The organism is Bacteroidota bacterium, assembly GCA_018692315.1.
Classification (GTDB): Bacteria; Bacteroidota; Bacteroidia; order Bacteroidales; family JABHKC01; genus JABHKC01.
Genome location: JABHKC010000095.1, coordinates 1 through 22195, shown reverse-complemented (window position 1 = coordinate 22195; position 22195 = coordinate 1). Strand labels below are relative to the sequence as shown.

Here is a 22195-nt window from a genome sequence, read left to right as displayed (position 1 = left end):
CTGGAAGTGTTACCGGATGAATCGGTTTTTCATCATCAGAGCCATCATTACTGCCCATATCGAAAGTACCGCCTTTAACAAAAACCATTTCAATAGGAGTTGTTAAAAATTCAAATTTTTCAATTGGATTAATTTCTTTAGGAATTTTTTCAGCACTTTTATTCTCCTCCGATTTGAAGGATTTAATATTTGTTGCTATCGAATTTGCAAAACTATCGAACTCATCGTGTTTTGAATTGGGACTCCAATTTATAAGATTTGCTGCATGTATCCTTTTAAATCTAAAAGGTGGTTTCGCATTTTCGATGATAGCCGGAACAAGAATTTTTCGGTCAATTCCTTCTGCTGCTTCCAATTGCACCCATTCTGATTTTACAGAAGCCGGCGACCACAAAACAACAATACATTTAGAATTTGTAATTGCATTTTCTATTACCTGTGCAAATGTTTTGCCCGGAGGAATTTTCCTGTCCCACCAAACAGTCCAGCCTTTATTTTCAAGAGCTATAGCAATTTGTTTTACTTTTGGTCTGTCAGTGCTGGCGTAGCTTATAAAAATATCGAACATCATTTCTTAGTTTGCTTTTGTGCTGTTAACCACATGGTATTTTCTCTTGAAATAAGCGCCTCTACCCTATCAACAAAAAGAGCCTCTTTATCTTCAGCAGAATCATACTCATTAATCTTAGCTGTGTAAAAATGCTTCTCCTTTCTTAAGGTTTCACAGGTAGTCCTGTAATTTATCCAATTTTCCTGATATTTGAAGGTTTTAATTACAGTTGTTGCGATTGCCACTATTGCTGAAATAGCAACTGTTATCCATATAAGCCATTTTGGTTTACTATCAAAAGCCACCAAAACCGGAGTAATTGCAGAAAAAATTATTGCTAACCACTGCAATTGCTTGTATATCCTTTGATTATCTGCAGCTTTTTTATCATACCAATTTATTTGATCTTCGTATCGGCTTTTTAAGTATTCTTCAAATTCAGTTTTTTCCATGCTTGCAAGCTTTAATAAAATTTGAGATGCTAAAAATAGTGAATTTTGGTAAGAAACAAATCAATAATCATAAGTTTTCTTCCACATATTTTTTAGTTTGTTTCGTATATCAATTTCTTTCGAATTTTTTCCTGGCTCAAAAATTATAGTACTTTCAATTTTTTCAGGAAGAAAACCATCCTCAACAAAATTGTTTTCGTAGCTATGAGCATATTTGTAGTTATCGCCATAACCAATTTGTTTCATAAGTTTTGTAGGGGCATTTCGCAAATGCAGAGGTACCGGCAAATCTCCGGTTTTTTTAACTATTTCTAATGCCTTATCTATTGCCAAATAAGACGAATTACTTTTTTGAGAACAAGCAAGATAAATAGTTGTTTCAGAAAGAATAATTCTCCCTTCCGGCATCCCAATAACATCAATCGCAGAAAAGCAATTATTTGCAAGCAATAGCGCATTCGGATTTGCCAAACCAATATCCTCAGCAGCAAGAATGAGCAATCTTCTGGCAATAAATTTTGGATCTTCACCACCATCAATCATTCGTGCCAACCAATAAACCGCAGCATTTGGGTCGCTTCCCCGAACAGATTTTATGAAGGCCGAAATAATATCGTAATGTTGTTCTCCATTTTTATCGTAATTCGACAAATTTTGCTGCAACTTCTCAACAACCTTTTCATTTGTAATAACAATTTCTTCATTACTATCGGAAGCTACTGTTAGTTCCAATATATTCAGCAACTTTCGAGCATCGCCACCCGAATATCGTAGCATAGCTTCAGTTTCTTCAATTTTAATACTTTTTGTTTTTAAAACAGAATCTGTTTCTAATGCCGTTTTCAATAATTTTTCGAGTTCGTCTTTCGACAGATGATCTAATATGTAAACCTGACATCGAGAGAGCAAAGCCGAAATCACCTCAAAGGAAGGGTTTTCGGTTGTAGCACCAATCAAAGTAACAATTCCTTGCTCTACAGCACCAAGTAAGGAATCCTGCTGCGATTTACTAAATCTGTGAATTTCATCGATAAAAAGAATTGGATTTGGCCTATTAAAAAACTGTTGATTCTTTGCTTTTTCAATTACATTCCTAATATCTTTTACTCCGGAATTTACGGCACTCAAGGTGTAAAATGGACGTTCAAGTTTATTAGAAATAATTTTTGCCAGTGTAGTTTTTCCAACTCCAGGAGGTCCCCATAAAATAAACGATGGGATTTTTCCGGATTCTATACTTTTTCGAAGTACGGCATTACTCCCAATTAAATGCCTTTGTCCAAGATAATTATCAAGACTGTTTGGTCTCAATCTATCGGCTAATGGTCGATTTGCTAACATTTACAAATTGTTAAAAATAGTTCATTATTATTTATGAAACATATAAGCACCAACATTTGTTAAGATTTTTCTTGCTTTTTGAAGTATAATATTGTATATTTAAGATTTAATTGTTAAAAATAATAATTATGGAAACGAATTATCTTTGCCCCAAATGTCTTGGTTATTTGAATGTTGGAGATTCTTTGATTTTTTCAGCAAAAGCAAGAAACAATGTTAAAGGATTAATTTTATTAAGTCAAAAGCTTGGCATCTATGAAGTAAAAAAGCATCCATCGTTTATTTATAATGAAGGCGAGCTTGTTGAATTTTTCTGTCCTATTTGCCATGAAAATTTAAATTGTGTAAAAAACGATAAACTGGCGAGAGTTTTAATGATAGATGAAAAAGGAAATGAGTTTAAAGTTGTGTTTTCGCGAATTGCTGGTGAAAAAAGTACATACACCATAACCGGTGACAATGTTGAAATGTACGGAGAGCATTCCGGACATTACATCGACTTGCTTCACATGATTCAGTCGATGTAAAATAAATGAAACGATAAAATTCTTGCTAAGTTTATGAGCAGCAAAATGTTAATTATTGTAAATCTGAAATACACGGCTCTTTATTTTGCCATCCTTATATTTATTTTCAATAATATCATTTTCATTTAATTCTGCGATACTCTTTACAATTTTTCCATTTTTCAGTGTTAATGAAAAGCCTCTGTTTAAAACATTTATAGGATCGAGATATTCACATGACTTTTTCAAAATATCTAATTTATACTTTTCGCTAATAAAGAATTTCTCGTTTACATTTTTCAACTTTCTTAAAATTTGATTTAATTCCTGAGTTTTTGAATTATCAAATATTTGAACAATATTTCCTATAGATCCAGCACTTTTTTCTAATTTGTTTTTATTTGTTGAAATGAATTTTATTGTAGCATTCTCAATTTTATTTGAAATTTCTACTAATTGTATAGTTTTAGTTTTAAGACTTTTAAGAGCGATGGGCGAAATTTCATTGGCTAATTGTTGAATTTTATTCTTCTCAAATTCTAAAATTCTTTTTATTCTATTAATTGTATTAAGCTGATTGTTTTTGAGTTCTACAGCAGCTTCAACAAACTTTGAAATAATAAAATCAGCAACAGCAGTTGGAGTTTTCAAACTAATATTTGCAACTAAATCAACTATACTATCATCGCGTTCATGACCAATACCTGAAATAACAGGAATAGGAAATTGTGTGATATAAAAAGCCAAATCGTAATTATCAAAACAGCTTAAATCTGCTCTCGAACCCCCACCCCTAATTAATACTACAAGATCGAAAAAATCTTCGTACTCGAAAATTTCATCTAAATTTTGAATAATTGATTCTACGGATTTTTCGCCTTGCATTATTGCAGGAAAAAGTTTAAAATTGAATTTAAATCCATACTGATTTTCTGCAAGTTGATTTACAAAATCGCCATATCCGGCAGCGGTTTCAGACGAAATTATTGCAATATTTTTTGGAAGCATTGGCAATGAAATTTCTTTGTTCATGCCAATTACTCCCTCTTCTTCTAAGCGAGCAATTATTTCAGCTTTCTTAACTGCCAAATCGCCAACAGTATAGCTCGGATCAATATCCTGAACATTCAGACTCATTCCATATTGTTGATGAAATTCAACTGTAACATTTACCAAAATTTTTATCCCGGCAGTAAGTTCTTGCGAAGTAGATGATTCAAAATATGATTTTAGGGCACTATAAATATAAACCCAAATTGTGGCTCGCATTTTTGCAACAACCTTATTCGATTTTTTATCCTTCTCTATTAATTCGAGATAGCAATGCCCTGCTTTTGTTTCCCGAATCTCGCTAATTTCTGCTATCACCCAAACAGTTTGCGAAAACGATTCAAACAAAACGTCTTTGATATCTTTGTTTAATTCTGAAAGTGAAATTGCATTTTGCATTGAAAAAATTGATTCAGGTTTAAGAAATGAGCATATTTCTTGAGTAAGGGAACTCTAATGTTAGGTAGCAAATATGGATTCTTAATATTGAGTATTTCTTATATATTCCTCAATATCATTTTTATAATGTGCAGGATCTTTAAATCGTTTTTTGTTTTTTTCATATTCTTCAAACTCTTTCTTGATAAGTTTATCCAATTCTTCAGAATTTGAAGCTTTACCATCTATATATTCAATTGTAATTTTTGTGTCGCCATTTCGTTCATAAAATGTCCAATCACCGTTTCTTTTGTCGTTCAAATATTTGCCTTTTACCATCAATTGTCCATTGTCGTAATAAACATAATATAAACCGGAGCGTTTTCCATTCATATATTTTGTTTCCATTTTTTTTCTTCCCGATTCAAAAAACAGTCGCCACATTCCATTTTGTTGGCTTTGTATCCAATTCGATTCTTCGGCAATTTTCCCATTTGAAAGATATTTTACAAATTTCCCGTGCTTCAAGCCTTTGTCATAAGACTCCGTCATTATTAATTGCTCCTTTTTAGAATAATAATTCCAAACTTTGTGTTTTTCTTTATCGAAATATTTGCCTTCTGCAGCAATTATTTGGTTTTTATGATATAGCGTAGCGTTTGCTGTCTCTCCATTTTCATCATAAATTAAAGTTGCTTTCAAATCTCCATCTTCAAAATATCTATTAAAAACACCAATAGGCTTGTCATTTCTGAATTTTCCTTCATATGCAAGCTTTCCATTCGGGTACACTTTTCTCCAAACACCTTGCTTCATATTATTTATGTCTGTATAATTTATTAAAGTATCTCCCTTTTGTCCAACATTTTGAGCAGCAATGGATTGTGAAATAACAGACAAGCAAATAATTAAAAAAAACCTATAAATCATAGTTGAAATTTTTGTGCAAAAATAAACAATTTTGATTCAATATTTCCATTTATGAATTTGAAATTTGAAAGTTATATTTAAATTATGTGCAAAAAAAAAGGGCGATTTGCCCTTTTTTTTCGTAGTTTATTATTTTGAAATAATTATCCTTTTGTTTAAGACTTGATATTTTGATGAAAATTTCAATAAGTAAATTCCAGATGGATAGTCCTCAAAATCTAAATTTTTCTGATAATACTCTTGATTATCAATCCTTTCATCGAAAACTTTATTTCCAAGAATATTGAAAATCTCAATTTCAGAAGCAGAAACTTTGCTCATTTTTAAAGAAATTGAGAAATTCCCATCTGATGGATTTGGAAAAACATTTAGGCTTGCATTAAAATCCTGGTTTTCAACAGAAATATTCGATGTATCCGCTTCATGAAACCAGTCGTGTGTTATTTTGATTAATTCCTTTCTTACATTTTCATCTTCAATCATAGGCAGATCGAAACCAAGATAAACGATTTTGGCATCTCCAACAGTTGAGCGAACTCCTGCACCTTTACTTGTGTTATTAAGATAATACAGAAAAACTGTTCCACTATCTGTTGCCGAAATCTCATCGGGAAACATCATTGGACTACCGGAACTTAATCCATAAATATTTATCAAATTCGAACTGCTCAGGCTACCAAATATTATATCGGAAGTATCTGCTACAAAATTATTGTTTGCAGAGCTACCATCGTCTTGATACACTGCATTCAAGTAATTTGTAAAGAACTCTCTTGTATTAGTAGTCCAATAATCATCAGAAGCCCAGGTTGCCCAGGCAAGATCTTGTCCTGAAATATATAGATTGCCGCCATTATCAATAAAATTTGATAGGATTTCAACATTTTCGTCAGTTAGGACAGGAAAAACCCATGCTGCATTAAAATATAGGTGATCAATTCCGTTCAAAGCATTTGCCAAATGTGCATTTTTGAATATTTTGTACGTAATGGAAGCATGATTTGTGTTTCCGGCATATTCTAAACCTGCAACAAAATCTGCATCAAAATCGGAAGGTTGCCCACCAACACTGCCAAAAGTACCGCTATTATGTAATATTAAATCTGTTATTTCTGAAATAACATTTAGTTCAATTTGAACTTCAGGTGCATCTACATGCGAAATAGATTTCATTGATAACAAGTAATTTCCAATTGCAGGTGTAGCTCCCGGAATAACTTTTATTTCGACCGGAACAGGAACAAAGCCATCCATACTAACAATTGCACTATCTGAATAATCTGTACCACCTATTGTAAAAGTAGCACTCCAATCGCTCGGAGCATCGTTTGTAAGTTTTATTTTAAAATCCTCGCTTCCGCTTAAAGCACTCTCAATGTCAATCAAAATACTTGAAGTTGAGGTAGGACTTCCAGCAGCAACAGCATAATCTGTTGGCTCCATAGTTCCGAGAAATAATACTGTTGATCCATCATTAGCACCTCCATCGGCAACTGCCTGAACGCCAGTATAGATTTCTTGATATGTTTCTGAAATATACACAGCCACATCGCAATTTTCGATTACATATTCGGCGGGGACTGTATAGGTAAATGTTCCAGTAAATAGTGAACCCTGCGATGTTGTGGTTATTTCCTCACCCCATTGTCCTGTCAAAAAATGTCGCAAGATATGCTTGTGATCATAATTGGCACTTCCACCACTTTGATAGCCAAATACATGATTTTCTAAGAAAGCTACATTTAGATAATTTGTAGGTTCTGGGCTACCTAATGTATAATATGCCTCAACATAAACAGATAATTCACGAGTTGTTGTATCAAATGTTGATGTAAAACCAACATTTACCGGTGAAACTTCAGGTAAAATAATCTCACTCGCTTCTGCCCAATAGCTTCGGCTCATAGCTATCCCACTTCCTTGACTCCATTCAGGAAAAAGGTGACGGTTGACTGAGCCGGAAGGATATCCTGTTACATCAGCATCGTTGGCAATTGCCTCACCAAATGCTGTTTGAAAATCGGGATCACCGGCTTGTGGCACAGCAAAGCTACCTGTATGAATATTTACCAAAACAACTCGTCCAGGATTTATTGAGTCTATCTCTTCAGCAATAGCGTGTCCTTCAGGACAATAGCCGCAATATATGCCAGTAAATTCTTCTAATACAACATTTTTTAGTTGCGTATTAGTTACAACTATTGTTTGTGCATTTACAAAAAAAGTAATGCTGAACAAAAAATAAACAAAAAATAAAGTTTTTCTCATAATAATAAATTTAATAATGGTTAATCGAAATCAAAAGTATAAAAATATATTATACTACATAACTTAAAATTATCTCATTCAAATAGATATTTTAATAATTTTGCAGGCATTTTTCATTGCTACTGATTATTAATATCTTAAATTAAAATTATGTTTTTACAAGAATTATCTGCAATATCTCCGGTTGATGGAAGATATCGAACTAAAACTACAGAATTAGCAAAATATTTTTCGGAATTTGGCCTAATTAAATACAGAGTATTGGTGGAGTTGGAGTATTTCATTTCATTGTGCAAAATACCATTGCCACAACTGAAATCTATTGAAGAAAAACATATCGTAAAAATAAGAAGCATATACTCTGAATTCAGCATTGATGATGCACAGCAAATAAAAGAAATAGAAAAAACTACAAACCATGATATTAAAGCTGTTGAATATTTTATAAAAGAAAAATTTTTTTCTATAGGATTACAAGCCTATATAGAATTTGTGCACTTCGGGCTTACTTCGCAAGATATAAATAATACCGCAACACCGCTTTCGTTGAAGCATGGAATAAATGAAGTGTACCTACCTATTTTTAACAATTTACATAAAGTTTTAGAACGTCTTGCTGAACAATGGACAGATATTCCGATGCTTGCAAGAACACATGGACAACCTGCATCGCCTACCAGGCTTGGAAAAGAAATACTTGTTTTTGCCGAACGATTAGATATTCAGCTAAATCAATTACGAAATCAAACTTATCCTGCAAAATTTGGTGGTGCAACCGGAAATTTTAATGCACATCATATAGCATTTCCTGAAATAGATTGGAAAAATTTTGCAAATAAATTCGTTACAGAAAAACTTGAATTACAAAGATCTCAAACTACAACACAGATTGAACATTATGATAATTTGGCATCAATTTTCGACAATTTGAAAAGGATAAACACAATTTTGTTAGACTTGAATAGAGATTTTTGGGCATATATTTCCATGAATTATTTTTTGCAGAAAATTGAAAAATCAGAAGTAGGATCATCAGCCATGCCACACAAAGTTAATCCTATCGATTTTGAAAATTCGGAAGGCAATCTTGGAATAGCAAATGCTTTGTTTGAACATCTTTCGGCTAAATTGCCAATTTCCAGACTTCAACGCGATTTGACAGACTCAACAGTTTTAAGAAATATTGGTGTACCACTATCGCATACTTTAATTGCAATAAAATCTTTGCTTAAAGGATTAAACAAAATTTCTATTAATAAAAAAGTGATTTCGTCCGATCTTGAACAAAACTATATAGTTGTTGCTGAAGCAATTCAAACAATTTTAAGAAGAGAAAACTTTCCAGAGCCATATGAAACCTTAAAAGAGCTCACTAGAACCAACAAAACCATAAATAAGAAAACAATTGAAGAATTTATTGATTTGTTGAATATTTCAGATAGTTTAAAAACTGAATTGAGAAATATTACACCATACAATTACACCGGAATCTAAAAATTAGTCTTTTTTTTGAATACAAAATATTGAAAATTCTATTTCGATGTTAAAGAAATATTTAATACTACTCTTTTTTTTTACTGCAATTGGTCTATTTGGGCAATCAAATTTTGGTGCGAAACTTTTAAACATTAGTTTTAATCCAATACAAAGTAAATCTAACAATTACATCAATACACTTGATAAAAATGGCAATTTTCTGTTTGAACCAGGATTACTGCTTTCGTATGAATACTTTGTAAACGACTTTCTTGTTTCTCTAAGATTTCAACAAGGCATTTTTTACGATGCAAACTCAAGAATCGAAGGAATTTCACAAATTAGCCTTAGAGCCAGAATTTTACAAATCTGGAAACATTCATTAAATATTGGTATTGAACCAACTATATTTTATCGGCAGTCGTGGGTAGGCCTAAAAAACTATGATTTAAACGATGGGTTTAGCAATTCCACTGATCTTCAATACAAATTGCAAATATTAAATGCAGATATCGAATATAATTTCTATCTGAATAGAAAAACAGATTTGTCTATTTCATTGAATTATGTTGAGCCTGCAAGAATTTTTATTGCAACTGGAATGAGATACTGGATTAGCAAAAAGCTAAAAAAAAGAAAACCATGCAATAGTTGTCCAACATTTTAACTTCGGCGGATAATACAAATATTCAGCATATTAGCTTTTTTTATCAATTGCATACAAAAAAACACTCTACTTTTGCAATTACAAAAAGCTGAATATAAGGCATTAATAAAATATACTATTTTTTCGAAACTTAGTTTTCTAAAAGAAAAAAGCCTGAAAATAAAATTTTCAAGCTTTCTGGCGGAGAAAGAGGGATTCGAACCCCCGGTCCCGTGAAGGACAACGGTTTTCAAGACCGCCGCATTCGACCACTCTGCCATTTCTCCGCTGCAAAAGTAGAATTAAATTTTACATTATAAAAAATAATTTTTGCTTTTTTTTGCAAAAAAATAATTTAATTAAGCTCGATATCAAGAAAGAAAAATATCAATTTTATTAGTCTTCATGTATTTATTTATGTATATTTGATTTATTTTGTAAAAAATCTCATAAATTTTAAAATTTTTTTGCAAAATTTATAAATTAAATTTGTCATATTTAATTATTTAAATACATTTGCCTAATGTAAGTATGTATTTTTACCTAACCAAAACAATTTATTATGAATAAATCGGAATTAATTAGTGCCATGGCAGAGGGAACTGGCTTGACAAAAGTTGATAGCAAAAAAGCTGTAGAAGCATTTGTAGGTATAGTTTCTAATGAGCTACAAGGTGGCGGAAAAGTTGCTTTAGTTGGTTTTGGAACATTTTCCATTTCAGAAAGACAAGCTAGAACTGGAAGAAACCCTCAAACAGGGAAAGAAATTGAAATTCCAGCAAAAAAAGTTGTTAAATTTAAAGCAGGTAGCGAACTTAGCGATTCTGTCAATTAAAAGAAACAAAATTATTTCAAAAAAGGGGTACTTATGTACTCCTTTTTTTGTTTTTACAACTTTTTTTATCAAATATATAGTCAGTCCATCAGATTATGCAAGAAAAGTTAATAGAATATCTTTCATCCTTTGTTACTGAAAAGAGAATTACACTTTTCAAAGAAAATATATCACATAGAACAAAATATTTAACAATTGCAATGGAAGATATTTATCAACCACACAATGCAAGTGCAGTTTTACGAACATGCGATTGTTTTGGCATTCAAGATGTTCACATAATCGAAAATAAAAATAAATATAAAATCAACCCGGGAGTTGCTCTTGGTTCATCAAAATGGTTGGATTTAAATTATTATAACAAATTGGAAAACAATAGTTTGGATGCAATTAATTCACTAAGGTCTAAAGGCTATAGAATTGTATCAACGGTTCTTAACAAAAATGCTAATAAATTGCATGAATTTGATTTAAGCAAAGGAAAAACAGCATTATTCTTTGGAACTGAACTTACAGGGCTGTCAGAAAATATAATTAACAACTCTGATGAAAGTTTATACATAGAAATGTTAGGTTTTACAGAGAGTTTCAACATTTCAGTTTCAGCAGCAATTATTATGAGCCATTTGTCGATGAAATTGAGAAATTCTAAAATAAATTGGCACTTTAGCAATTCTGAAATGAATGAGGTATTAATTAAATGGTTGAAAGCATCAATTAAAAAATCAGACATGCTAATTGATGAGTTTTACAAAAGATTCGAATAAATTTTCCGAGAAAAAAAATAATTTTTTGAATTGAATTATTTTACTAATTTTACAAAAAAAAAGAATATGAATTGCATTATCATAGATGACGATCCTCTTTCAAGAAAGGTATTAGAACAATATATTGACCGTACAGAATATCTTACCTTAATACATTCATTCTCAGATGCTGTAGAAGCAATTAATAAGTTTAAGAATGAGGAAGAGATTCATTTAATTTTTTTAGATATTGAGATGCCTGAAATGTCAGGAATTGATTTTCTCAATAGCTTGAAAGCACAACCTTTGGTAATTATTGTTTCGTCAAAAGAAAAATATGCATTAGAGGCTTTTTCGTATAATGTTACTGATTATATTCTTAAACCTGCTTATTATGCTCGATTTTACAGAGCTGTTGAAAGAGCAAAATCGCAATTTCAGCAACCTGTTCATACTGATCAACCAAAAAACGAAGAAAGAGAGCGAGATGAAATATTTATTAAAAATAAAGCTGCATTAATTCGTCTAAAATATGACGATATTCTGTGGATTGAGGCTCTTGAAAATTATGTAGTATTTCACACTTTCGACAAAAAATATACTATTAACTTCACTATGAAGTCAATGGTATCGAAACTTCCTTCACATAGATTCATTCGTGCACACAGGTCTTACATAATAAATAGAGACAAATTTGAGATGATTGAAGACAATTCGATTATTGTAAAAACTAAAACCGGTTCAAAAATTATCCCTATTGGGAAACATTACAAAGAAGATTTAATGAATAAAATTGTTCAATTAGGAAAATAAATATTGAACAATTAGAAAAAACTTTTATCAAAAATATTCGTACATTAAATATTCTGGATAAAAATGAGTTTATAAATGAGAGTAATTTAGTGAAAAGATTAGAAATTAATTATATAAGAAGAAACTAAAGACAAATTAATGGGGGGACATTAATTTATTCAACAAATAACTTTTGAGTTTGTTAATTGTTTTGAGGAAAACTAATCTCATTAATTTGAGATTAGTTTTTTTGTTTATAGGCAAGCGATCTTTACAATATATCTTTTATTAATTCAAGTTTTATTCCTCTCGATGCTTTAATCAGAATTAATGAAGAAGACAATGGAGCCTGTTTTATAAAGGATATTAATTCTTCTACATTCAAAAATCTATTGAAATTGTCAGGTATTTTTTGCTCATAGAATTTCTTTCCAACCAAATAAATTTTAGAAAAAGTAAAGGACTTTACCAAATCAATAATCTTTGAATGCTCAATAGACGACGATTTTCCCAGTTCCAACATATCGCCAATAATCAATGTTTTATTAGCAAAATTAATTTTATTGAAGTTTATAATTGCTGCTGCCATGCTCGTTGGATTTGCATTATAAGCATCTAAAATAATCGTATTGTTATCTGTTTCAATATATTGAGATCTGTTATTAGTGGGGAAATAATTTTCAATAGCATGAACAATATCATTTTCAGCAACACCAAAATAATCTGCGATACAAATTGCAGACATAACATTTTCAAAATTATATTCCCCAATTAGGTTTGTTTGAATAGATTTAGCCACATTTTGCTGATTCCATGAAATTTTTAAAAATGGATTTGAATAGATTGTTTCGCCAAAACAAAAATACTTCTGTCTGGTTCCAAAAGTAACTTTTTCCTGATTCAGCATAAGTTTAGTCAGCACATCATTGTCATAATTGATAAATACCTTTCCTTTTATGCCTCTAATATACGAATATAATTCCTGCTTAGCTTTTTTCACTCCTTCGAAAGAACCAAAACCTTCAAGATGAGCTTTTCCAACATTCGTAATTATTCCAAAATTTGGTTTAGCAATTTCACATAAAAATTTAATCTCGCCAATGTGATTTGCTCCCATCTCAACGACTGCAAATTCATGATTTTCAGAAATTGATAAAATGGTAAGAGGAACTCCTATATGATTATTGAAATTTCCAATCGTTGATTTTACATTGTATTTTTTTGACAGTACAGCATGAATAAGTTCCTTAGTTGTTGTCTTCCCATTAGTTCCAGTAATAGCAATCACTTTAGTTTTTAGTTCTTTACGATGATGTTTCGCCAAATTTTGAAGAGTTTCTAAAACATTATCACATAGCAAATATTGTTCATTTTCTACATATCTATCTTCATCAATTACAGCAATACTAGCGCCATTTTCAATAGCTTGTTTTGCATATTTATTTCCATTAAAATTTTCACCTTTCAGTGCAAAAAATATAGAACCTTTAGCAATGTTACGACTATCAGTTGATATTTTTGGGAATTTTAGGAAATATTGATATAATTCGCTGATTTTCATTTAATACAAATAAAAAACCCCACTTGTTAAATGGGGTTTGAAATAAAAAATTAATATTTTTTTAATCTAATGTTGGGCTTCCAACTCGCGTCATAGCACATCTGAAACCTAAATCGTAATCCGACTCATTTTCGTCTAAGAATCTACGTGTTCCTGGAACCATCCAATAAGCTCTGTCATCCCAAGAACCACCTTTATATACTCTCGCCCTGTCGTTTATCATCGAAGCCGTTTCACCATCTCGCCTTGTTCTGGCTGTACGATACATTTCCTGAGACGAATGTCTGGCTGATAATGTTTCATTAGTGTATTCGTCTGCAGTAACCTGAAGACTTGATTCAAAATCTCCATCAAGGAAATTAATATTGTCGGATTTTTTATAGTTCCTACGGTCAATTGCTTCATCAAGAGTAACTTCTCTCCAAATAATTTTTCCAAGTGTATCTTTATCAGCAACAATTCCTTCTTCGTCGCGAAGTTGAGTTTTGTAAACATTTCCTCTAAAAGGATTATGCTCTTCAGCAACCTCAAATGACATTGGACGATAAACATCCATTACCCATTCGTTCACATTTCCAGCCATACAGTACAATCCATAATCGTTTGGCCAGTATGAAATAACTTGTTCAGTAATATTTGCATGATCGTTTAGGTTTCCTGCGACTCCCATCATATCACCTCTTCCTCTTGAATAGTTTGCGTTCATAAAACCGCGATCTTTTTGCCCGTCGTTTCTTACATAATGTCCATTCCATGGATAGAGTTTTCTGTCGTATATTCTTTCATCAACGGAATTACCAACCAAGGCTAAAGCGGCATATTCCCACTCTGCTTCTGTTGGGAGACGATAGCGAGGTAGCAAAATTCCATCTTCCATTTTCACTTTTCTTTCATCCATATTTGGATTCAAATCTTCCAAATTTCTTTTCACTAAACCTTCGTACTGCCCAGCAAGATATGCTTCTGAATTAAAATTTTCTTCACCAATCTGATCTGGATTAACTTGCAATATGTTATAATTAATAAGAATATCCTCATTTACTCTGTCTGTTCGCCAAAGTGTAAATTGATCTGCTTGTTTCCAACTTACTCCAACAACAGGATATTCACGATATGCGGGATGACGAAAATAGTTTACAACATAAGGTTCATTATAAGCTAATGTACGTCTCCATACCAAAGTGTCGGGCAAGGCATTTTTATAGACTGAAGGATAATCAATAAAAACTCTTGTTAACCAATATAGATACTCAAGATAATCTATATTTCGAACTTCTGTCATATCCATATAGAATGAAGGAACTGTAACTCTTCGCGGAATATTATCCCAATCGTAAACTACATCTTGTTCAACTCTACCCATTGCAAACGAGCCTCCCTCTATAAAAACCAAACCTGGACCAGTTTGCTGTCCAGGATAAGCCCTATACTCAAAACCGCCATTTTTCGAGTCATTATAGTTCCAGCCAGTTGTTGCAGATTGCTTATATCCGCAAGAAGCCAGAAATAATGTTCCTAAAATGATTAGAATTAAATTACTTTTATATTTCATAATTCAAAAATTTGATGATTTTTTTAAATTAACTTAGAAAGTAGGACAAGCAATTGACTCCCACTTCTTTCTTTTTTGTCGGCATGGCAATAAAACCGATAATGTAACTTCGTGAGCACCAAGTGTTTCTTTTGCCATTTTCGAAATTGTTAAATCGTAGCTATATGAAAATTTAAGATTGTCCTTCACAAAACCTACAAGCATAATTACAGCATCGTAATGAAGATCAAGATTCTGACGCATCCAAACACCAGCAACAAAATCTTTTCTTGAAAAGTACATCCCTACATTTATTTGTTCAAAATCTTGCTGTCTCTGGTACATTATATTTGGTGAAACAGAAAAATCTCCTCGTTTGAATCTTCTATTAAAAACTGGTATTTCAATACCAAAATGTGCTGTGTATTTTCGAGGTAAAACAGCACTACTATTACCCATGAATGATTCTTCGGGTTGTGACAGATGATGAACTGCGAATCCGAAATAGTATTTCTTTTGAGTATTATAACCAAGAAATCCTGTTGAGAAATCGAAATATCCTTCAGACAAATTTGTCGGCTTAGTCTCTAGAGTATTATAAATAATTCCGTATAATCTATCAATCATGTCTGGAAATACCAAATCAGACCAATTTAAAACTCGCTGAATATAAGAAACCTGAAATCCAACCTTAATAGCAAAATTTCTATGCACTCTTGAAGTATATGAGTACATTAAATCAATATTGGTTGTTTCTATTGCTCCTTCTCCCTGAACGTCTTTAAGCAAATTTAAGCCTACTCCTCCTTGCAAAAAATCGACATGACCATCGGCTGCTATGTTGTAATTAACAAAAGTAGAACCTAATGCAGGCCACTGATTTCTGTAATTTAAGGAAATCCTTGGGCAGACAACCGAGCCTGCAAATGCAGGATTCAAATATAATGAGTTTGCATAAAACTGCGAATATTCGGGGTCTTGGGCATTAGCAAATTCAGTGCCTCCAATTATTATTGCAAAAACAAAAATTATTATACGTTTCACCATTTCAATGATACAGTTTGTTACTATATGTTAAAATAATTTGTCAAATTGCAATTATAAACATAATTCTTGAAATATTCTAACATAAATAATATTTTCGACAATTGATTATTTCTTTACAAATTCTTATTAATATTTCATTTATCAAAATTGTTTTTTTAATAAACCGTTTTATAAACGGTTTATTGCAAAAAGCAACTGCAATATAAGAAATAAAATAGCGTTTCACTTTTTCAAAACATTTTGTAAAAATAAATATTTTATTTCAAAGAGAAATTTTTCTTTTTAAATTTAGTAATTTTTTAAATATGAAGCTTTATAATCTCTTGTTTTTCTGCGTTTTAGCAATTCTCATATTTTTCAATACTTTTATTTATGCACAATCAGATGCAGAAATTGAAACCATTGAATGGAAACAAAACATTGCAGCAGAAAATTTTAGAAAAGATAAAACTTCAACAACTAATTTCAATGAAGTTTTGTGTTTTAAAAATGCTGTGTACAATGATTTAAATACATTTTTTCCATATTTTTTTAAAAATATTAAAATTGAAAATAATATTGCAGAAATAGATGTTGAATTATCAAACCAAATTTTTGAAGAATTTGATCATAATCAAATTAATAAAATAGAGAATTTAAATTCTTTATCATCTGAAATTGAAACAAATACACAAATATACAGCTCAAGAAAACAAGCATTTTTACAGATAACTTTTATTCCCATCAGAAAAAATATTCAAACTAATAAATATGAGAAGCTTATTAGTTTTGAGATAAAACTTTCTGATAAATCTACAAAAACTGAGAATAAGTCAATTAGAACTTATGCAGAGCATTCAGTTCTAAAATCGGGCAAATGGCTTAAGATTTCTGTTAAAGAAGACGGCGTATATGAAATCACTTTTGATGAATTAGAAAATCATGGTTTTACTGAGCCTCACAATCTGAGTATGTTTGGAAATTCGTTTGGCATGTTGCCTGTTATGAATTATCAGGATAGACCGGATGACCTAATCGAAAATTCAATTTTTATAGGCACAAGCTCAATTTTGTTTTATGGCAAAAGTCCCACAATTTGGAAATACGACGACATAAATAATATTTTTACTCACGAAATAAATTGCTACTCAGACGAATCATTTTATTTTTTAAGCGAAGATATTGGAACAAAAAAGCGGATCGCTACACAAGAAATAATTGGGGACAACCCAACAAATTATGTAAATTCTTTCGACGATTTCCAATATCATGAAGTAGAATCCTACAACTTGATAAAATCAGGTAGAGAATGGTATGGCGAACATTTCGATATTATTCCTTCTTACGTTTTCGATTTCTCTTTTCCAAATCTGAAAGTTGATTCTCTAGTAAAAATAAAATCAAGTGTTGTAGGCCGCTCACAAAATTCAGGAGAGACAAACTACTTCACTGTGAAAAGCAATAATGATACAATACAAACGCTTAGTTTACTTGCAGTTAATATGACGAGCTATACTGGAAATTATGCTTCATCGAAAACTCAAATTTCTGAATTCTTAGCAAATTCAGACGATATTTCTCTTTCATTTACATATAATAAACCAACTTCAACTTCAGAAGCATGGCTCGATTACATAAACCTGAACGTAAGAAGAGAGCTTAAAATGAATGGTTCTCAAATGCAAATTAGAGATTTACATTCAGTAGGACTAAATAATATTGCTGAATTTTCATTATCAAATACGAATTCAAATCTAAAAATTTGGGATATTACAAATCCGACCAATCCTGTTATAATTCAAACCTCAGGTACTTCAACTAAAACATTTCTAGCAAAAACAGATAGTTTGAAAGAATTCATTGCATGGGATGGGACACAATTTCATAGTCCTACAATAATTGGAGAAATTCAAAATCAGGATTTGCATGGATATTCTCAAACAGATATGGTAATTATTTCTCACAATGATTTTCTATTGCAAGCCAACCAATTGGCTGAAATTCACAGAAATGACGATATGTTAGATGTTATTGTGGTAACACCGGAACAAATTTATAATGAATTTTCTTCTGGTGCACCCGATGTTGCAGCTTACCGCGATTTTATAAAGATGTTTTACGATAGAGCAACTGATGTAGATATTCCCAAATACTTGCTATTATTTGGCGATGGATCGTACGACAATAAATCTTATGAGAACTCAAATTCAAATTTCATTTTAACATATCAGTCGGCGAACTCGCTAAAGCCTACAGAATCATATGTGTCCGATGATTTTTTCGGACTTCTTGACGAAAATGAAGGTGGAACAAACGGCTTGTTGGATATAGGAATTGGCAGGCTACCAGTACAAACAGCAGAGGAAGCACAAATTGTGATTGATAAAATTATAAGCTATAAAAATCCCTCAAATATGGGAGAATGGAAAAATTGGCTATGCTTTGTTGCCGATGACGAGGATAACAATGTGCACTTAAATCAAGCAAATGACATTACAGTTTTTGTGGATACAGTTTATCCAAATTTTAATATCGAGAAAATATTTCTTGATTCTTATGTTCAAATTTCAACACCTGCCGGTGAAAGATATCCTGATGTAAATTTGGCAATTAAAAACAGAGTAAAAAAAGGTTCATTAATTTTCAATTATACCGGGCACGGTAATGAATTAGGCCTTGCACATGAACAAATTATCAATATAAATGACATAATGCAATGGGACAATTCTGATAGGTTGCCACTATTTATGACAGCAACTTGCGAATTTAGCAGGTTCGACGATTGGGAACGCACTTCAGCCGGAGAATTGGTTTTATTAAATGCTCAAGGTGGCGGAATTGCATTGTTCACAACTACAAGACTGGTATATTCTACTCCCAACTATATCTTAAATCAAAATTTCTACGAAACAGTTTTTAGCGATGCTTCACTCCGTTTGGGCGATGTAATGAGAATGACCAAAATTGCAACAGGAACAAGCGACAACAAAAGAAATTTTGCATTACTAGGCGATCCGGCTCTAAAACTGGCACTACCGGAACACGATGTAAACACAATATCAATTAACGATATTAATATTTTAGATGAAATTGATACCCTAAAAGCACTCAGTAAAATTACAATTTCCGGAGAAATAGTATCATCTGATAGTATAATTCAAACTTCATTTAATGGGAAATTATATTCTACAATTTTCGACAAGGAAACAGTTTCAAGTACGCTTGGAAACGATGGAGGAAATATCATTAGTTTTAAGACACGAAACAATACCTTATATAAAGGTATAGCAAGTATAAATAATGGCGAGTTCAAATTCAGCTTTATTGTACCAAAAGATATTGCCTATAACTACGATTTTGGAAAGATAAGCTATTATGCAAAATCCGACACAGATAGTATGAACAATTCGTCATATGTAATGGATGCAAGCGGATATTTTAACAAAATTATTATTGGAGGCTCTTCCGATTTGCAAGAATCAGACAATTCAGGTCCCAAAATTGAACTTTTCATGAATGATACAAACTTTGTTAATGGAGGAATTACAGACGAAAATCCAATTTTACTTGCAGTTTTGGCAGATTCGAACGGAATAAATACTGTTGGAAATGGAATTGGGCACGACCTGACTGCAATAATTGACGATAATACAAACCAAACAATTGTACTAAACGACTACTACCTGTCTGATATTGATTCCTATCAAAGCGGAAAAATTGAATATTTTTTATTCGATTTAGAAGAAGGTATTCATAATATAGTTGTAAAAGTTTGGGATGTTTATAATAATTCTTCTGAAAAAAATATTGAATTTTTAGTAGCAGATTCATATGACTTTGTAATTAAAAATCTGGTGAATTATCCAAATCCGTTTAATGAAACTACTTCGTTTTATTTTGAGCACAATCACCAAAACGGAGATTTAGATGTTGAAATAGAAATTTTCAACATGAGAGGGCAATTAGTAAAAACCATAAATAAAACTTTATTTTCCGGAGGATTTAGTACAGAACCAATAGAATGGAACGGAAGTAGTAACTATGGAAACAAGCTAACATCCGGTATTTATATTTATAAAGTCAATATCCAAAACACTCAGGGATATTCTGTAACTAAATCGGAACGACTTGTAATAATGAAATAAAAAAAAACAGAAATTCTTCATAGAATTTCCAAAACTTTATAATAAATGTTTAATAATTTAGTTTTTGTGAAAATAATATATATTTGCAAATTCAAAAAAATAATGATTATATGATTAAGTATCTGAAATTTATAGTATTAGTTTTAATTTTAACCTTTGGTAAATCTTCTTATTCTCAAATCACTACAGGAGAATTAACAGGACAGGTAAACACAATCACTTCCGCAGTACCCTTTCTATTGATTGCCCCTGACTCAAGAGGCGGCGGATTTGGAGATGCTGGCGTTGCAACAACACCTGATGTGTTTTCTCAACATTATAATCCTGCAAAATTTGCCTTTATAAATGGGGATGTTGGAGGCGGAATATCTTATACCCCTTGGCTTCGAGCATTGATAAACGATATAAACTTATCATACCTTGCAGGCTACTACAAAATTGGAAAAACACAAGTATTGAGTAGCTCTCTTCGCTACTTTTCACTCGGAAATATTGTGTTTACTGATATTGTGGGAAATACAACAGGACAGTTTAACCCAAATGAATGGGCATTTGATTTTGCATATTCAAGGCTTCTTTCAAGAAAATTATCAGGTAGTATTGCTTTAAGATACATTTACTCTAATCTTACAGGCGGGCAGTCGGTTCAAGGAACGGAATCGCATCCTGGACATGCTGTTGCAGGAGATGTCTCATTTTATTATCAAGATCCAATCACATTTTTTGAAAAAGATGCACTTCTGGCATTCGGAGTAAATTTTTCTAATCTTGGCTCCAAAATTTCATATACAGAAAATGCCCAAAAAGATTTTATCCCTGCAAACTTTAAATTTGGTGGAGCATTAACTATTGATATTGACGATTATAACTCAATAATGTTTTGTGCTGACATAAACAAACTTTTGGTTCCTACTCCAGCAATTTACGATACAGATTCGATAACAGGCGAAGAAGTAATTCTTTACGGGAAAGACGACAATATTTCTACAGCAACTGCAATTTTTCAGTCGTGGTATGATGCTCCCGGTGCTGTAATGTCTGATGGAACAAGAAGTGTTTTTCGTGAAGAATTGAATGAACTTACTTATTCTCTTGGAATGGAATATTGGTACTCAAAACAATTTGCCTTACGACTTGGATATTTTTACGAAGCTCCAACAAAAGGTAATCGTGAATTTTTTACCGTAGGATTAGGCTTAAAACTTAATGTGTTTGGTTTAGATTTTTCATATTTAGTTCCAACTCAACAACGCAACCCTCTTGAAAATACTCTAAGATTTTCTTTGACTTTTGATGTTGAGGCGCTTGCTTCCCAATCGAAAGATTCTATGAGTAAAACTCCTGAGATGTAGAATTTTAAAAATATTTCATTAAAAAAGCCGGAATCAATACCGGCTTTTTTTGTTTTAATAATTTTTTCATAATATTCGAAATTATTTAAATACAAAAACAACTATGAAAATTAAGGTAGGCTTTGGATACGATGTTCACCAGTTGAAAGAAGGAAACGAGCTTTGGATAGGAGGAATAAAAATTGAACATACGAAAGGTACAATTGCTCATTCCGATGGCGATGTACTGATTCATGCAATTTGCGATGCGCTGCTTGGTGCGGCAAATCTCAGAGATATAGGATTTCAATTTCCTGATACAGCAGTTGAATTTTCAGGGATCGACAGTAAAATTCTACTAAAACGTACTGTAGAATTATTGGAAGAAAAATCATTTTCTGTTGGAAATATTGATTCTACAATTTGTCTTCAAAAACCAAAACTGAAAGACAAAATTCCGGAAATGCAAAGAATACTATCGAAGATTTTGAAAATAAACGAAGATGATATTTCGATAAAAGCAACCACCACCGAAAAACTTGGTTTTGTTGGAAAAGAAGATGGAATTTCTGCTTATGCTACGGTTTTGATTGAGAAAATAGTTTTCATAAAATAAAAAACTCAATACATT

Annotated in this window: 17 protein-coding genes, 1 tRNA gene and 1 pseudogene; 9 read left to right on the top strand and 10 right to left on the bottom strand. The window is 31.7% G+C overall.

What is annotated here, in order from left to right:
• From HN894_07895 to HN894_07885, 3 genes and pseudogenes are all read right to left on the bottom strand, one after another.
• A pseudogene (locus HN894_07895) lies at positions 1-91 on the bottom strand (formylglycine-generating enzyme family protein).
• A 476-nt stretch (positions 92-567) separates the two neighbouring features.
• A complete protein-coding gene (locus HN894_07890) occupies positions 568-1002 on the bottom strand; it encodes a DUF4231 domain-containing protein (GenBank protein MBT7143246.1) in 435 nt (144 codons plus the stop codon).
• A 60-nt stretch (positions 1003-1062) separates the two neighbouring features.
• Positions 1063-2343: a replication-associated recombination protein A gene (locus tag HN894_07885; protein MBT7143245.1), complete on the bottom strand. Its 1281-nt coding sequence runs from the start codon at positions 2341-2343 to the stop codon at positions 1063-1065.
• 128 nt (positions 2344-2471) lie between these two features.
• Between HN894_07885 and HN894_07880 the strand changes: the two genes are divergently transcribed.
• Positions 2472-2870, top strand: coding sequence for a hypothetical protein (locus HN894_07880; GenBank protein MBT7143244.1), 399 nt, complete (start codon positions 2472-2474; stop codon positions 2868-2870).
• A 48-nt stretch (positions 2871-2918) separates the two neighbouring features.
• On the opposite strand, the gene HN894_07875 is transcribed toward HN894_07880, so the two are convergent.
• The 3 genes from HN894_07875 to HN894_07865 all read right to left on the bottom strand — a co-directional run bounded on the left by HN894_07875 (position 2919) and on the right by HN894_07865 (position 7475).
• The gene (locus HN894_07875; GenBank protein MBT7143243.1) at positions 2919-4298 is read right to left on the bottom strand and encodes an exodeoxyribonuclease VII large subunit; all 1380 of its coding nucleotides are present in this window, start codon (positions 4296-4298) and stop codon (positions 2919-2921) included.
• A gap of 81 nt (positions 4299-4379) precedes the next feature.
• Positions 4380-5207 carry a hypothetical protein gene (locus tag HN894_07870; protein MBT7143242.1) on the bottom strand — a complete coding sequence of 276 codons (828 nt, stop codon included), beginning with the start codon at positions 5205-5207 and terminating at the stop codon, positions 4380-4382.
• Positions 5208-5336: 129 nt separating this feature from the next.
• Entirely contained in the window at positions 5337-7475 is a 2139-nt protein-coding gene (locus HN894_07865; GenBank protein MBT7143241.1) for an Omp28-related outer membrane protein, read from the bottom strand.
• A gap of 150 nt (positions 7476-7625) precedes the next feature.
• Between HN894_07865 and purB the strand changes: the two genes are divergently transcribed.
• Positions 7626-8969, top strand: a complete 1344-nt coding sequence (purB, locus tag HN894_07860; protein MBT7143240.1) for an adenylosuccinate lyase — start codon at positions 7626-7628, stop codon at positions 8967-8969.
• 46 nt (positions 8970-9015) lie between these two features.
• On the top strand, positions 9016-9618 hold the full coding sequence (locus tag HN894_07855; protein MBT7143239.1) for a hypothetical protein: 603 nt from the start codon (positions 9016-9018) through the stop codon (positions 9616-9618).
• A gap of 178 nt (positions 9619-9796) precedes the next feature.
• Here HN894_07855 and HN894_07850 read toward each other — a convergent pair.
• Positions 9797-9884, bottom strand: a tRNA-Ser gene (locus HN894_07850).
• Positions 9885-10159: 275 nt separating this feature from the next.
• Between HN894_07850 and HN894_07845 the strand changes: the two genes are divergently transcribed.
• From HN894_07845 to HN894_07835, 3 genes are all read left to right on the top strand, one after another.
• Positions 10160-10432 carry an HU family DNA-binding protein gene (locus tag HN894_07845; protein MBT7143238.1) on the top strand — a complete coding sequence of 91 codons (273 nt, stop codon included), beginning with the start codon at positions 10160-10162 and terminating at the stop codon, positions 10430-10432.
• A 95-nt stretch (positions 10433-10527) separates the two neighbouring features.
• A complete protein-coding gene (locus tag HN894_07840) occupies positions 10528-11199 on the top strand; it encodes an RNA methyltransferase (GenBank protein MBT7143237.1) in 672 nt (223 codons plus the stop codon).
• A 66-nt stretch (positions 11200-11265) separates the two neighbouring features.
• Complete coding sequence (locus HN894_07835) at positions 11266-11991, top strand: response regulator transcription factor (GenBank protein MBT7143236.1); 726 nt, start codon at positions 11266-11268, stop codon at positions 11989-11991.
• Positions 11992-12241: 250 nt separating this feature from the next.
• Here HN894_07835 and murF read toward each other — a convergent pair whose 3' ends face one another.
• The 3 genes from murF to HN894_07820 all read right to left on the bottom strand — a co-directional run bounded on the left by murF (position 12242) and on the right by HN894_07820 (position 16109).
• Positions 12242-13531 carry a UDP-N-acetylmuramoyl-tripeptide--D-alanyl-D-alanine ligase gene (gene murF / locus HN894_07830; GenBank protein ID MBT7143235.1) on the bottom strand — a complete coding sequence of 430 codons (1290 nt, stop codon included), beginning with the start codon at positions 13529-13531 and terminating at the stop codon, positions 12242-12244.
• Positions 13532-13592: 61 nt separating this feature from the next.
• A complete protein-coding gene (locus HN894_07825; protein MBT7143234.1) occupies positions 13593-15083 on the bottom strand; it encodes an SUMF1/EgtB/PvdO family nonheme iron enzyme in 1491 nt (496 codons plus the stop codon).
• Positions 15084-15116: 33 nt separating this feature from the next.
• Positions 15117-16109 (bottom strand): PorP/SprF family type IX secretion system membrane protein, encoded by a 993-nt coding sequence (locus HN894_07820; protein MBT7143233.1) that lies wholly within the window; start codon positions 16107-16109, stop codon positions 15117-15119.
• A gap of 305 nt (positions 16110-16414) precedes the next feature.
• On the opposite strand from HN894_07820, the gene porU reads away from it, so the two are divergent.
• The 3 genes from porU to HN894_07805 all read left to right on the top strand — a co-directional run bounded on the left by porU (position 16415) and on the right by HN894_07805 (position 22180).
• Entirely contained in the window at positions 16415-20233 is a 3819-nt protein-coding gene (gene porU, locus HN894_07815) for a type IX secretion system sortase PorU (GenBank protein ID MBT7143232.1), read from the top strand.
• A 110-nt stretch (positions 20234-20343) separates the two neighbouring features.
• Positions 20344-21585, top strand: a complete 1242-nt coding sequence (gene porV, locus HN894_07810; GenBank protein ID MBT7143231.1) for a type IX secretion system outer membrane channel protein PorV — start codon at positions 20344-20346, stop codon at positions 21583-21585.
• 103 nt (positions 21586-21688) lie between these two features.
• Positions 21689-22180: a 2-C-methyl-D-erythritol 2,4-cyclodiphosphate synthase gene (locus tag HN894_07805; GenBank protein MBT7143230.1), complete on the top strand. Its 492-nt coding sequence runs from the start codon at positions 21689-21691 to the stop codon at positions 22178-22180.
• Positions 22181-22195: the final 15 nt, after the last annotated feature.

Coding starts and splice junctions, on each gene's coding strand:
- porU (MBT7143232.1), top strand. CDS start 16,415: ATGAAGCTTTATAATCTCTTGTTTTTCTGCGTTTTAGCAATTCTCATA.
- HN894_07805 (MBT7143230.1), top strand. CDS start 21,689: ATGAAAATTAAGGTAGGCTTTGGATACGATGTTCACCAGTTGAAAGAA.
- murF (MBT7143235.1), bottom strand. CDS start 13,531: ATGAAAATCAGCGAATTATATCAATATTTCCTAAAATTCCCAAAAATA.
- HN894_07840 (MBT7143237.1), top strand. CDS start 10,528: ATGCAAGAAAAGTTAATAGAATATCTTTCATCCTTTGTTACTGAAAAG.
- HN894_07880 (MBT7143244.1), top strand. CDS start 2,472: ATGGAAACGAATTATCTTTGCCCCAAATGTCTTGGTTATTTGAATGTT.
- porV (MBT7143231.1), top strand. CDS start 20,344: ATGATTAAGTATCTGAAATTTATAGTATTAGTTTTAATTTTAACCTTT.
- HN894_07820 (MBT7143233.1), bottom strand. CDS start 16,109: ATGGTGAAACGTATAATAATTTTTGTTTTTGCAATAATAATTGGAGGC.
- HN894_07890 (MBT7143246.1), bottom strand. CDS start 1,002: ATGGAAAAAACTGAATTTGAAGAATACTTAAAAAGCCGATACGAAGAT.
- HN894_07845 (MBT7143238.1), top strand. CDS start 10,160: ATGAATAAATCGGAATTAATTAGTGCCATGGCAGAGGGAACTGGCTTG.
- HN894_07865 (MBT7143241.1), bottom strand. CDS start 7,475: ATGAGAAAAACTTTATTTTTTGTTTATTTTTTGTTCAGCATTACTTTT.
- HN894_07835 (MBT7143236.1), top strand. CDS start 11,266: ATGAATTGCATTATCATAGATGACGATCCTCTTTCAAGAAAGGTATTA.
- HN894_07855 (MBT7143239.1), top strand. CDS start 9,016: ATGTTAAAGAAATATTTAATACTACTCTTTTTTTTTACTGCAATTGGT.
- HN894_07870 (MBT7143242.1), bottom strand. CDS start 5,207: ATGATTTATAGGTTTTTTTTAATTATTTGCTTGTCTGTTATTTCACAA.
- purB (MBT7143240.1), top strand. CDS start 7,626: ATGTTTTTACAAGAATTATCTGCAATATCTCCGGTTGATGGAAGATAT.
- HN894_07875 (MBT7143243.1), bottom strand. CDS start 4,298: ATGCAAAATGCAATTTCACTTTCAGAATTAAACAAAGATATCAAAGAC.
- HN894_07825 (MBT7143234.1), bottom strand. CDS start 15,083: ATGAAATATAAAAGTAATTTAATTCTAATCATTTTAGGAACATTATTT.
- HN894_07885 (MBT7143245.1), bottom strand. CDS start 2,343: ATGTTAGCAAATCGACCATTAGCCGATAGATTGAGACCAAACAGTCTT.